Origin of the sequence: Ursidibacter maritimus (assembly GCF_009761395.1) — a bacterium.
GTDB lineage: Bacteria > Pseudomonadota > Gammaproteobacteria > Enterobacterales > Pasteurellaceae > Ursidibacter > Ursidibacter maritimus.
In genome coordinates this window covers 75217-88669 of record NZ_LEKN01000034.1, presented here as the reverse complement: position 1 = coordinate 88669, position 13453 = coordinate 75217, and the positions used below count along the sequence as shown (strand labels likewise).

The window sequence follows — 13453 nt, the reverse complement described above, 5'->3', positions numbered from 1 at the left end:
TGTGAGCGAATAAAACAAGATGAAGTGTAACATTTTTTTCATCAGGAATGGATAATTTCCTTATCTTTCATAGTGATTTCTAGTAGAATGTAGAAGTTTTTTCTAACAAAATAATTTTTATATTTAAACTATTTGAGGTTAATATGTCCAAATTTCCATCAATATCAGAAATTCTCTCTGGTAAAATTGCTGTAGGAGAAGAAGTTTCTGTTCGTGGTTGGGTGCGCACTCGTCGTGATTCTAAAGCGGGTCTGTCATTTTTAGCCGTATATGACGGTTCTTGTTTCGATCCCATTCAAGCAATTATCAATAATGATGTCGCAAATTATCAAGATGAAGTATTACGTCTTACAGCAGGCTGTTCTGTTATCGTAACAGGTAAAATTGTTGAGTCACCTGCTGAAGGGCAAGCTGTTGAACTTCAAGCAACCCAAGTTGAAGTGGTTGGTTGGGTTGAAGATCCTGATACTTATCCAATGGCAGCAAAACGCCACTCGATTGAGTATTTACGTGAAGTAGCTCACTTACGCCCCCGCACTAACTTAATCGGCGCAGTCGCTCGTGTTCGTCACTGTTTAGCACAAGCAATTCATCGGTTCTTCCACGAGCAAGGTTTTTACTGGGTGGCAACTCCATTAATTACTGCCTCGGATACCGAAGGTGCAGGTGAAATGTTCCGAGTTTCAACCTTAGATTTAGAAAATTTACCGCGTGGTGAAAACGGTAAAGTTGATTTTAGCCAAGACTTCTTTGGTAAAGAATCATTTTTAACCGTTTCAGGTCAATTGAATGGTGAAACCTACGCTTGTGCCTTAAGTAAAATTTATACTTTTGGTCCAACATTCCGTGCGGAAAATTCAAATACAACTCGTCACTTAGCGGAATTCTGGATGGTTGAGCCTGAAATTGCCTTTGCAAACTTAGCAGATAACGCTAAATTAGCTGAAGATATGTTGAAATATGTTTTCCGAGCAGTTTTAGCAGAACGCAAAGACGATATGGCTTTTTTTGCAAAACACGTTGATAGCAATGTTATTAACCGCTTGGAACAATTTGTAAACTCTGACTTCGCTCAAATTGATTATACTGATGCTATTGAAGTGTTGCTCAAATCGGGTAAAGATTTTGAATTCCCTGTTGAATGGGGTATCGATTTATCATCAGAACACGAACGCTACCTTGCTGAGGAATATTTCAAATCACCAGTGGTTGTAAAAAACTACCCGAAAGATATTAAAGCATTCTATATGCGTTTAAATGATGATGGAAAAACGGTTGCAGCAATGGATGTATTAGCTCCAGGAATTGGAGAAATCATCGGTGGCTCACAACGTGAAGAACGTTTAGATGTGTTAGATCGCCGTATGGTTGAGATGGGTTTAAACCCTGAAGATTACTGGTGGTATCGTGATTTACGTAAATATGGTACTGTTCCACATTCAGGTTTTGGTTTAGGTTTCGAACGTTTAATTGTTTATGTAACAGGTTTACAAAACATTCGTGAAGTTATCCCATTCCCTCGTGCACCAAGAAATGCGAATTTCTAATTTGCAGATCTTATAGTATGTCATATTATCTTAGGAGCGGGAATTATCCCCTCCTATTTCCTAAGTTAAGTTGATGTAATAAAGAAACGTTATCTTATCAACCAGTAGACTATCTTAATTTTGTCATCAGTAGGTATAAGTCCTATACACAAAGGCAGCTATTAAAATCAATAACATCACTATAATTTGTGCCAATCTTTTCTTCGTTAATTTTTCTGCTGCCATTTTATTGTCCTTATTCCGATAAAATATATTAGTTCTCACTGCCCTAAAAAAATGTTAAAATTTGCCCTAAATCAAATTTTGAGGCGATCGTAGTATGAAAATTGTATCTGATTTAAAAGCAAATGGAAGAACAGCTTGCACAATTCACTGCCAAAATTGCAGTATAAGTCAGCTTTGCTTGCCTTTTACACTAAATGAACACGAACTAACACAGTTAGATAACATTATTGAGCGTAAAAAACCCGTTCAAAAATCTCAGATCATCTTTAAATCTGGAGATGAACTTAAAGCCATTTACGCTATTCGATCAGGTACAATTAAAAGCTATACCATCAGCGAAAATGGCGAAGAACAAATCACAGCATTCCACTTGCCTGGTGATTTGGTCGGTTTTGATGCAATTATGGATATGAAACACGTCGGTTTTGCTCAGGCTCTTGAAACATCAATGATTTGTGAAATTCCATTTGAGATTTTAGATGATTTAGCGGGCAAAATGCCAAAAATTCGCCATCAAATTATGCGTCTAATGAGTAATGAAATTAAAACCGATCAAGAAATGATTTTATTACTTTCCAAAATGAGTGCAGAAGAAAAACTCGCTGCATTTTTACATAATTTATCTCAACGTTATTCAGAACGTGGTTTCTCTGCTCGCGAATTTCGTTTGACGATGACACGCGGTGATATCGGAAATTATCTTGGGTTAACCATTGAAACAATTAGCCGTTTACTTGGTCGTTTTCAAAAAAGCGGTATGATTAGTGTTCAAGGGAAATACATTACCATCAACAAAATGGACGAATTAAGTGAAATGGCTGGGGTTACAAGGCCTCAAATCCCTGTAGCTGTTCGAGCATAACTAAATGATATCAAATAATGGCAATGTAAACACATTGCCATTTCATTTTCCAAAATAGTTTTGATACCAAGGACTCCATTTTGTTCTTGCTGTATTGATTTTATACCCTCTCTCATCAAAACTCACTTTGACCATTCCTACTTTGGCAGTATTTAAACTTGTTACACCATAATTTGCTAAACGTTTTTCAACTTGCAAATTAGGTAACCGCCAGGGGTTCCACCTTCCTGCTGAAATAATGGCAAACTTTGGTTGGCTATTGGCTAATAATGTTTGGCTAGTACTCGTATTACTGCCATGATGCCCAACTTGTAAAAAATCAACACGACCAACCTGATGAATAAACTGTCGCTCTTGCTGAATACCACTATCCCCTGTAAAAAGCAGCTTATACTCACCCAACTTAACCACAAGTACACAAGAATCCGCATTCTTAGCTCGTTCAACTTGCTGTATTGGATAAATCGCCTCCAACTTAACTCCACCAAACTGCCACTGTTTTCCGTTAATACAAGGTGTGGATAACGTTTCGTTGTAACGTTTATTACTTGGGGAAATAAACGTTGCGTGTGGAAATACCTCTAATAAATCTTCCACACCACCAGCGTGATCATTATCATCATGACTAATAAAAATGGCTTTAACATCAACCCCTTCTCGTTTTAGATAAGGAATAATTTCAAGCTGAGCCATTGATCCGCCTCGCCAACTTGCTCCTGTATCATAGAGAATTGCTTTTTTCTGATTATCTTCCCAATAAATCAATGCCATTGCCAACCCTTGCCCAATATCGAAATTAAGCCATTCGACTTGTGGTATCCTTCCCCAGAAGTGAGGAATAACCTTTACAGTATAGAAAGAAAGTGCGATAAGCGGTGAGATCCACCACTTTTTTTGCCATTTTTGCCTAAATTGCCACATATAAAGTAACGTCAATATAAAGAGATTTAGACTTAATAATTGCCATTGTTGTTGGTAATTCAGCTCAACCCAAGTAGCTAAAGGTTCAAGTAAAACAATGCTCCAGTTGGCTAGCCAATCTGCGATTTGCCAAGTGTAAAACAAGTTATCTGTGATCAAACTGACTAAAATTAAAGGTACTAATACCATACTGTATAAAGGAACAATGATGATATTTGCCAATAAACCAAAGGTAGCAATGCCATCAAAAAAATAGAGTTGCACTGGGGAAAAGATTAGCCAGATACCAAGCTGTAAATGCAATAACCCGCAGGCAAAGCGGATAGATTTTATTGAAAATTTACCAATGCCTTTTGCTTGCCATTTGACAGGTAAATATTTCTCCATCGGAAAAAACTGATACCAAGTAATCAAACTGGCTATGGCAAGAATAGACAACCAAAAACTATCAGAAAGTAATGCCATAGGGTCAAGTAAGACTAATAATGCGACACAACGCCACCAGAGTTGCCAAGATGTGTAATACCTTCTAACAACCTGACAAAGCAGCACCAAACAAATTGCAATTAAGGCTCTTACTGTTGGGATAGCAAAGCCAGCTAAAAAGCTATAACCCAAAGCAAAACAAAACCCGATACTTTTTGCAAAAAATGGATTAAATCTTACCGCTTGGTCAATACCCAAACGACATAAAAACCACTGCCCTATTCGTGCAAATAGCACACCAATACCCATTGCAAGTGCAATGTGTAACCCTGAAATTGCGATTAAATGTGCAGTACTAGTTTGTTGAAAAATATCCCAATGGGCTTGCTTTAACCACGCTCTTTCACCAAAAGCTAGGGCAAGTAGTAATCCTTGTGTATCTAATTCACTAGTTGCCATTTTTGCTCTTTCTAACCAAGCAGTACGAAATGGCACTGACTGTTGTTCAAGTAAAATTGCGTTTCTAACCGTAGAGATTTGCTGAATATTTTGTGCAAAATACCATTTTTGTCGATCAAAATTCCCTTCATTTAAACGACTAGAAATTGGACGAATAGTTAATTCTGCTTGATAAAAACGATCTAAATACAGTGGTGTTTCACTCTGCCAATTCAAATAAATGCGTACCCCATTTTCTCGCTTGGCGATGGCTGTTTGATATTCTTGTTGTTTCAAAATCTGGACAATTTGAATTTTCTCACTCAGTTTCTCGACTTGAACAAGCTCAGCTTGTGAAATTTTCCAAAGTGTAATGGCATAGCTCAAAGCAACTGCAATCGCCAAAAACATATAGCGAAGTTGCTTTTTGTATAAAGCTAAAACAAAGAAAATACCTACGCTCCCCATTCCTCCATATAAAAGCACTTTAGGTAAAACAAGGATAGGTAGCGTGGCAAATAGATAATAATAACAAAAACGATCTAAATTCATTGCGTGATACTCAATTAGCGTTTTTAGTATTACGCAAAATCGTCAAGATAAAAGTAAGAAAAGAGAGTTTATCGATCGACATCACAAAAAAAGCAGACCATTATGATCTGCTTTTAAAAGATTTGCTTTTGAATAAGCTAATTTTTACTGTTTTTCTTCATCAGACAAACTTACTGCGGCAGTGAAAAGCACGTCTGTTGATGAGTTTAATGCTGTTTCTGCTGAATCTTGAATAACGCCAATAATGAAACCAACACCAATAACCTGTGCTGCCACATCATTTGGAATGTTGAATAAGCTACACGCAAGTGGGATAAGTAATAAAGAACCACCTGCAACACCTGATGCACCACAAGCACAAATTGATGCAACAAAGCTTAATAATAATGCTGTCCAGAAATCAGGCACGATACCTTGAGTATAAGCTGCTGCTAACGTTAAGACAGTGATAGTAATCGCAGCACCCGCCATATTGATATTCGCACCCAATGGAATGGAGATTGAATAAATCTCTTCTTTTAAACCTAAACGTTTGGCAAGGTTCATATTCACTGGGATGTTTGCTGCTGAACTACGAGTAAAGAAAGCAGTTACACCACTTTCACGCAAACAAGTCATTGTAAGTGGGTATGGGTTACGGCGAAGTTTCCAATACACTAAAGCTGGATTTAATAAGAACGCAACAATTGCCATCGCACCGAGTAATACCGCTAATAATTTTGCATAACCTGCGAAAGCGTCTAAACCATTCGTTGCGATAGTTTCAGCGACTAACCCGAATACCCCAACTGGTGCAAATGCAATCACGATTTTTACCACAAACGACACTGCATCAGCCATATCATTTAATAACACTTTTGTGCTAGGTGCTGCGTGGCGTAATGCAAGACCTAAACCAATTGACCAAGCTAAAATACCGATAAAGTTACCGTTTGTAATTGCACCTAATGGATTATCTACTAAGTTAAAAATAACGGTTTTTAAAACCTCACCAACCCCTTGTGGCGGTGCTAAACCATCTGGACTTGTTACTAATTCTAACGTGGTTGGGAATAGGTAGCTTAAAATTACCGCTGTTACTGCCGCTAAGAAAGTGCCAACAAGGTATAACACCAATACTGGTTTTAAGCGACTATCGCTACCGACCTCTTTATTGGCAATCGCCGCAAGAACTAAGGTGAAAACTAAAATAGGAGCAATAGCACGCAACGATTTAACGAAAAATTGCCCTAATACACCAACGCTTTTCGCCATATCAGGGAATGTGAGGGCTAAGATAACCCCACAGAATAAACCTGCAGCGATACGCAATACTAAATTACCGCCAAGGATTTTTGAAAATACACAGTTACTCATAAAAATTCCTGTAAGAGAAAGAAATAATAAACGCCTAGACGTCTATCCACCTAAAAAATTAGGGATGTGAGATTATCTGAAAAATAGCAATAAGGGAATAGTCAAGTGATAAATTCTTATTAGAAATTATAAAAATTTTTGATTTCATTCTGGCTAAATAAAATAACGAACCATTTAATCAGTACATTATACAAAAACGGAAACCGATAATGGTTTCCGTTTGATATATCAGACTCTAAAGAACTACAAGCAGTTCTTCTCGCCACGAGATAGGCTAATCACCCCCGAACGAACAATCTCAATAATCGTTGTTTCAGCTTTAATCGCTTCAATAAACGCATTGAGTTTTTCACTCGTACCCGCTAACTGGATTGTGTACTGTTTAGGGGTAATATCTACGATTTGCCCGCGGAAAATATCCACCATTCTTTTTAGCTCATCTCTTGCACTGCCAGTAGCTCGGACTTTGAGCAGTAAAACCTCACGTTCAACGTGTTCACAATGACTTAAATTAATCACCTTGAAAATATCAATTAGCTTATGTAATTGCTTTTCGATCTGCTCTAGTACCTTTTCATCGCCTTGTGCAACAATCGTCATTCGAGAAAGACTTGGATCGTCAGTTGGTGCTACGGTTAAACTTTCAATGTTAAAACCACGTTGAGAGAAAAGGCCAACCACACGAGATAAAGCCCCTGATTCATTCTCTAATAATACGGATAATGTTCTACGCATCTGTTCTCTCCGTTTTGCTAAGCATCATATCTTTCATTGACTCACCACGAATTTGCATCGGGTAAACATGTTCTGTTTCATCGACTAATACATCGACAAAGACTAATTTATCTTTAATCGCAAAGGCTTGTTGAAGTTTTTCTTCCAACTCTTCTGGTTTCGTAATCTGAATACCAACGTGCCCATAGGCTTCTGCTAGTTTTACAAAGTCAGGTAACGAATTCATATAAGATTGCGAATGGCGACCTGCATAAATAATATCCTGCCACTGTTTTACCATTCCTAAGAAACGGTTGTTTAAGTTGATGATCACAACTGGTGTATCATACTGTTTTGCTGTTGAAAGCTCTTGGATATTCATTTGAATACTACCATCACCAGTGACACACACAACGGTTGCATCAGGATAAGCAAATTTAACCCCAATCGCGGCAGGTAATCCAAAGCCCATTGTGCCTAATCCCCCAGAATTAATCCAACGGCGTGGCAAATCAAATGGATAATGTAATGCGGCAAACATTTGGTGTTGTCCCACATCAGATGCGACATAAGCTTCACCATGAGTGATGCGATAAACGGCTTGAATCACTTCTTGTGGTTTAATTACTGCACCTTTTTCAAATTTTAGACATTGACGAGCTTTCCAGCCATCAATTTGCTCCCACCAAGCGCTAAGATCCGCTTGATTTTTTGCAAGATTTTCTTCACTTAATAATGCTAAAAATTCATCTAGTACATTCTCCGCACTCCCCACAATTGGAATATAGGCCGGTACGGTTTTAGAAATTGATGCGGGATCAATATCAATATGAATAACTTTAGCATTCGGGCAATATTTAGCTAAATTATTGGTGGTACGATCATCAAAACGCACACCGATACCCAAAATCAAGTCACTTTCGTGCATTGCATTATTGGCTTCATAAGTACCATGCATTCCTAGCATGCCTAAAAACTGTTTATTTGTACTTGGGAATGCACCTAAACCCATTAACGAGCTTGTTACGGGTAAATTCAGTTTTGTAGCAAATTCAGTCACCTGCTCGCTCGCATTGCCTAATACAACGCCACCACCCACATAAAGTACGGGTTTTTTAGCAACCAATACCGCTTTTAAAGCCTTCTTAATTTGCCCTTTATGCCCTTGCACATTTGGGTTATATGAACGCAATGAAACATCTTTGGGATATTCATAGCTAAATTTATTTGCAGGATTTACCACATCTTTAGGTAAATCAATCACGACCGGGCCAGGACGACCTGTTGATGCAATGTAAAAAGCCTTTTTGATAATTTCAGGAATATCTTCCGCACGTTTTACTAAGAAACTATGTTTTACCACAGGGCGAGAAATACCAACCATATCACATTCTTGGAATGCGTCTGAACCAATTAAGTTTGATGGTACTTGTCCTGAAAACACGACTAATGGAATTGAGTCTGAATAGGCAGTGGCGATCCCTGTAATTGCATTAGTCGCACCGGGTCCTGATGTAACCAATACACAACCCACTTTTCCTGTAGCTCTGGCATAGCCATCCGCCATATGTACAGCACCTTGCTCGTGACGTACAAGCACATGTTTTATCCCACCTAGAGTATGAATCGCATCATAAACATCAAGCACTGAACCACCTGGGTAACCGAAAACGTATTCTACGCCTTCATCACGCAAGGATTGTACAACCATTTCTGCACCAGAAAGTTTTTTCATTAAATCCTCCAACGACTAAAACTTATCACAGCAACATTTTGCTATAAATTGAATGATGCGGATTGTGCTAAAAAACCTAGAGATTGTCTAGTATGTAAAAGGCATAAATTTGGCAATTAAATAGTTTAAAATTTCGGAAAAATACAAATTATGGATTTTTATTTCAAAAAACAAATAAAAAAAACCAATTAAAGAATATAAAACCACATTTTATAAAAACAAAATTTTAAAACTAAATTTTCTAATTTTGAGAGATTGTTCACACTTATAAGTAAATTGAGTCCATAAAGTGTAAAAAAATTAGAACTTTATCACAAAAAAAATTGCAGAATTCAGTTAGAATATCACCGCTTTTTGTACGGCTTGCCGATACATAAATTTTACTTTTATCATTCATAGAGAGGATAACAATATGGATAATTCATTACGTCAAGCAGCTCTTGATTTTCACGAGTTTCCTGTTCCAGGGAAAATTGAAATTACGCCTACCAAGTCACTGGCAACTCAAAGAGATCTTGCCCTTGCTTACTCTCCAGGGGTAGCAGAGCCTTGTTTAGAAATTGAAAAAGATCCACTTGCTGCTTACAAATATACAGCAAAAGGGAATTTAGTTGCGGTTATTTCAAATGGTACAGCTGTATTAGGTTTAGGGAATATCGGTGCATTAGCCGGTAAACCTGTAATGGAAGGGAAAGGTGTTCTTTTCAAAAAATTTGCTGGCGTAGATGTATTTGATATTGAAATCAACGAAAAAGATCCTGAAAAATTAGTAGATATTATCGCATCACTTGAGCCAACTTTTGGTGGTATTAACTTAGAAGATATTAAAGCGCCTGAATGTTTCTACATTGAACAAAAATTGCGTGAACGTATGAATATTCCTGTATTCCACGATGACCAACATGGTACGGCAATTATCAGTGCTGCTGCAGTCATTAATGCATTACGTATTATTGATAAAAAAATTGAGAACGTCCGTTTAGTTGCATCAGGTGCTGGTGCAGCCTCTATTGCGTGCTTGAATTTATTACTTTCATTAGGAATGAAACGTGAAAATATCGTAGTTTGTGATTCTAAAGGTGTCATTTATAAAGATCGTGATGATCGTATGGACGAAACCAAAAAATTCTATGCGATTGAAGATAATGGCTGGCGTACACTTGCAGATGCGATTCCAAATGCAGATATTTTCTTAGGTTGTTCTGCTGCAGGGGCATTAACACAAGATATGGTGCGCACAATGGCCGCTCACCCGCTGATTTTAGCATTAGCTAACCCAAATCCAGAAATCACTCCACCAGAAGCTAAAGCTGCTCGCCCTGATGCGATTGTTTGTACAGGACGCTCTGACTATCCAAACCAAGTAAACAACGTGCTTTGTTTCCCATTCATTTTCCGTGGAGCATTAGATGTAGGGGCAACAACAATCAACGAAGAAATGAAACGTGCGGCAGTTTATGCAATTGCTGACTTAGCCCTTGAAGAGCAAAATGATGTTGTGACATCAGCTTATGGTGATGAAGGAACAGAATTTGGGCCAGACTACATTATTCCACGCCCATTTGACCCACGTTTGATTGTTCGTATTGCACCAGCCGTAGCAAAAGCAGCAATGGAATCTGGCGTAGCAACTCGACCAATTCAAGATTGGGATACCTATATTGAAAAACTCACACAGTTTGTTTATAAAACAAACCTATTTATGAAACCCATTTTCAGCCAAGCGAAAGCAGATAAAAAACGTATTGTATTGGCAGAAGGTGAAGAAGCAAAAGTATTACACGCCACACAAGAAATCGTTTCAATGGATTTAGCTTACCCAATTCTCATTGGTCGTCCCGCTATTATTGAAGCTCGTATTAAAAAATTAGGTTTACGTCTCGTTGCGGGTAAAGATTTTGAGATCGTCAATAACGAACACGATGATCGTCACGAACTATTATGGAAACGCTACTACGATTTAATGAAACGTCGTGGTATTACGGAAGCAATTGCAAAACGTGTTACCACGTCAAATACGACAGTTATTGCCTCTTTATTGGTTGAAATGGGCTATGCTGATGGGTTAGTTTGTGGCTTATTTGGTTCTTATAGCCGCCATTTAGAAGCGATCAAAGATATTATCGGCGTAAAATCAGGCGTGAAAGTGCCAGCTGCACTGAATAGCTTAGTTCTTCCAACAGGTAACGTCTTTATGACTGATACCTATGTAAATGTTGATCCAACAGCGGAAGAATTAGCGGAAATCACCACAATGGCATCAGCAGAAATTAGACGTTTCGGTATTGAACCAGCTGTGGCACTTATTTCTCACTCTAACTATGGCTCATCAAATGCACTTGGTGCACCAAAAATGCGTAAAGTGTTAGAATTAGTTCAACAACGTGAACCTGACTTGATGATTGATGGTGAAATGCACGGTGATTTAGCGCTCTCTGAAAAATTACGTCGTGATCATATGCCTGACAGTCCATTAAAAGGTGCAGCCAACTTATTAGTGATGCCAAATGTAGAATCTGCTCGTATTAGTTATAACTTACTGCGCGCAACCACAACTGCTATTACGGTTGGACCAATTCTAATGGGTATGAATAAATCTGCACACGTTCTTAACCCTCAATCCTCTGTTCGCCGTATTATCAATATGGTGGCATTTGCAGCGGTGAAAGCACAAACGCAAGAGTAATCTTGAATAACTAATTACGACAAGCGGCCGGTTTGAGTTGACAAATTTTCTGCTCAAACCGACGGCTTTTATTTGCAGTCAATTTGTCTCTTTAATCATCAGCAATGGAAAATATCGCTGTAACTTAAATCTCAAATTTCTATATCTACAAAAATCTCTTCTTTCTCGTAAAGAATTAGCAAAATCTCACCGCTTGTTTTCTCATTTCTTTGAGTTAGATCGCATTTTTTATCTTTTAGGTTTGTTAAAATAACCCCAGTTTATTTTTATTGTGAGGCTATATGAGCGAAATTGCATTAACTGTTAGCCTGTTATCCTTAGTCGCTGTGCTAGGACTATGGATTGGGCATATTAAAGTTCGGGGTGTTGGTCTAGGAATTGGTGGAGTATTATTTGGGGGCATAATCGTTTCCCATTTTATGACACAAATGGGGATAAAACTCGACCCTCATACACTTCATTTTATTCAAGAGTTTGGACTTATCCTATTCGTTTACACTATTGGTATTCAAGTTGGTCCAGGTTTTTTTGCGTCACTGCGTCAATCAGGGCTAAAATTAAACGGTTTTGCACTATTGATTGTAGCTATCAGTGGTCTGCTGGTTGTTTTGTTACATAAATTATTTGATGTACCACTTCCTGTCATTTTAGGCATTTTCTCAGGTGCTGTTACCAACACGCCATCATTAGGTGCAGGACAACAAATCTTATCCGAATTAGGTAGCGATACCTCCGTAATGGGTATGGGGTACGCCATTGCCTATCCGTTTGGGATTGTTGGTATCCTCTTAGCGATGTGGATAATCCGTATTCTATTTAAAATCAATGTCGATAAAGAAGCCGATGACTTTGACCGTACGCAGAACAGCAAAAAAGAAGGGTTAAGTACCTTAAATGTTCGAGTAACTAACCCTAATCTTAATGGTTTAACGCTGAAGCAATTCCCTGATTTTGATTTGCACGATGTTGTTTATTCACGCTTAAAACGAGGTGAAGATCTCTTCGTACCTAAAGTCGATACGCAAGTTTATGTGGGCGATATTCTGCATATGGTAGGTGAAAAATCAGCATTGAGCAAAATGCACTTAATTATTGGTGAAATGGTCGATACATCAGTTTCTACCAAAGGCACTCTCTTTCGTAGTGAACGAGCGGTGGTTACCAATGAAAAAGTCTTTGGTAAAAAAATTCGCCAACTGATGCTGAAAGGTAAATATGACGTGGTGATTTCTCGTCTCAATCGTTCTGGGATAGAACTTATCCCAACAGGCGAAATGACGCTACAATTTGGTGATGTGCTGAATTTAGTTGGTCGCCAAGAAGATATTGAAGCAGTCATGGCCATTATTGGTAATGCTCAACAAAAATTACAACAAGTACAAATGTTGCCAATCTTTATTGGAATTGGGCTAGGGGTATTGCTCGGTTCTATTCCAATTTATATCCCTGGTTTCCCTGTTGCCTTAAAATTAGGTTTGGCTGGCGGACCATTAGTCGTGGCACTGATCCTAGCTCGCATTGGTAGTATCCGAAAACTTTATTGGTTTATGCCACCAAGTGCCAACCTTGCATTACGAGAAATTGGTATTGTGCTGTTTCTTGCAGTAGTTGGTTGGAAAGCTGGTGGTAATTTCTTAAATACCTTACTCAGTAATGACGGCTTAGCGTGGATTGGTTACGGTGCGTTAATTACCTTTATTCCGTTAATTGTGACAGGCGTTATCGCTCGTATTTATGGTAAGTTAAATTACCTTACACTCTGTGGCCTACTTGCTGGCTCAATGACCGATCCTCCTGCTCTTGCATTTGCCAACGCAATCAAAGAGGGAAATGGTGCAGCCGCACTCTCTTATGCAACGGTCTATCCATTGGTAATGTTCTGCAGAATTATTTTGCCACAATTACTGGCAATTTTACTGTGGAGTGTCGGTTAAACTGCTGACCACCGAATAATAAAAGCGGTATGATTCTGTAAATGTTTTGCAAAATCA

8 protein-coding genes are annotated in these 13453 nt (G+C 38.3%); 4 read left to right on the top strand and 4 right to left on the bottom strand.

The genetic code is table 11. The features are described from left to right. The first annotated feature begins 143 nt into the window (after positions 1-143). Positions 144-1547, top strand: coding sequence for an asparagine--tRNA ligase (gene asnS / locus A1D26_RS06280; protein ID WP_157403205.1), 1404 nt, complete (start codon positions 144-146; stop codon positions 1545-1547). Between the two features lie 319 nt (positions 1548-1866). Beyond that, complete coding sequence (locus A1D26_RS06275) at positions 1867-2634, top strand: FNR family transcription factor (protein WP_157403204.1); 768 nt, start codon at positions 1867-1869, stop codon at positions 2632-2634. A 42-nt stretch (positions 2635-2676) separates the two neighbouring features. On the opposite strand, the gene A1D26_RS06270 is transcribed toward A1D26_RS06275, so the two are convergent. From A1D26_RS06270 to A1D26_RS06255, 4 genes are all read right to left on the bottom strand, one after another. Beyond that, positions 2677-4971 (bottom strand): DNA internalization-related competence protein ComEC/Rec2, encoded by a 2295-nt coding sequence (locus A1D26_RS06270; protein WP_157403203.1) that lies wholly within the window; start codon positions 4969-4971, stop codon positions 2677-2679. A gap of 144 nt (positions 4972-5115) precedes the next feature. Next, positions 5116-6327 carry a serine/threonine transporter SstT gene (sstT, locus tag A1D26_RS06265; protein WP_157403202.1) on the bottom strand — a complete coding sequence of 404 codons (1212 nt, stop codon included), beginning with the start codon at positions 6325-6327 and terminating at the stop codon, positions 5116-5118. A gap of 243 nt (positions 6328-6570) precedes the next feature. Continuing rightward, positions 6571-7062 carry an acetolactate synthase small subunit gene (gene ilvN / locus A1D26_RS06260; protein ID WP_157403201.1) on the bottom strand — a complete coding sequence of 164 codons (492 nt, stop codon included), beginning with the start codon at positions 7060-7062 and terminating at the stop codon, positions 6571-6573. Then, the gene (locus tag A1D26_RS06255; RefSeq protein WP_157403200.1) at positions 7055-8776 is read right to left on the bottom strand and encodes an acetolactate synthase 3 large subunit; all 1722 of its coding nucleotides are present in this window, start codon (positions 8774-8776) and stop codon (positions 7055-7057) included. Before A1D26_RS06255 ends, ilvN begins: the two co-directional genes overlap by 8 nt. A gap of 412 nt (positions 8777-9188) precedes the next feature. Here A1D26_RS06255 and A1D26_RS06250 point away from each other — a divergent pair, with 412 nt between their 5' ends. Both A1D26_RS06250 and A1D26_RS06245 read left to right on the top strand, forming a co-directional pair. After that, positions 9189-11462, top strand: a complete 2274-nt coding sequence (locus A1D26_RS06250) for an NADP-dependent malic enzyme (protein ID WP_157403199.1) — start codon at positions 9189-9191, stop codon at positions 11460-11462. 281 nt (positions 11463-11743) lie between these two features. Then, on the top strand, positions 11744-13396 hold the full coding sequence (locus A1D26_RS06245; protein WP_157403198.1) for a putative transporter: 1653 nt from the start codon (positions 11744-11746) through the stop codon (positions 13394-13396). Positions 13397-13453 lie beyond the last annotated feature (57 nt).

Excerpts from the sequence above, each read along its gene's own strand:
- A1D26_RS06275 (WP_157403204.1), top strand. The coding sequence starts at position 1,867 with ATGAAAATTGTATCTGATTTAAAAGCAAATGGAAGAACAGCTTGCACA.
- ilvN (WP_157403201.1), bottom strand. The coding sequence starts at position 7,062 with ATGCGTAGAACATTATCCGTATTATTAGAGAATGAATCAGGGGCTTTA.
- sstT (WP_157403202.1), bottom strand. The coding sequence starts at position 6,327 with ATGAGTAACTGTGTATTTTCAAAAATCCTTGGCGGTAATTTAGTATTG.
- A1D26_RS06270 (WP_157403203.1), bottom strand. The coding sequence starts at position 4,971 with ATGAATTTAGATCGTTTTTGTTATTATTATCTATTTGCCACGCTACCT.
- A1D26_RS06245 (WP_157403198.1), top strand. The coding sequence starts at position 11,744 with ATGAGCGAAATTGCATTAACTGTTAGCCTGTTATCCTTAGTCGCTGTG.
- asnS (WP_157403205.1), top strand. The coding sequence starts at position 144 with ATGTCCAAATTTCCATCAATATCAGAAATTCTCTCTGGTAAAATTGCT.
- A1D26_RS06250 (WP_157403199.1), top strand. The coding sequence starts at position 9,189 with ATGGATAATTCATTACGTCAAGCAGCTCTTGATTTTCACGAGTTTCCT.
- A1D26_RS06255 (WP_157403200.1), bottom strand. The coding sequence starts at position 8,776 with ATGAAAAAACTTTCTGGTGCAGAAATGGTTGTACAATCCTTGCGTGAT.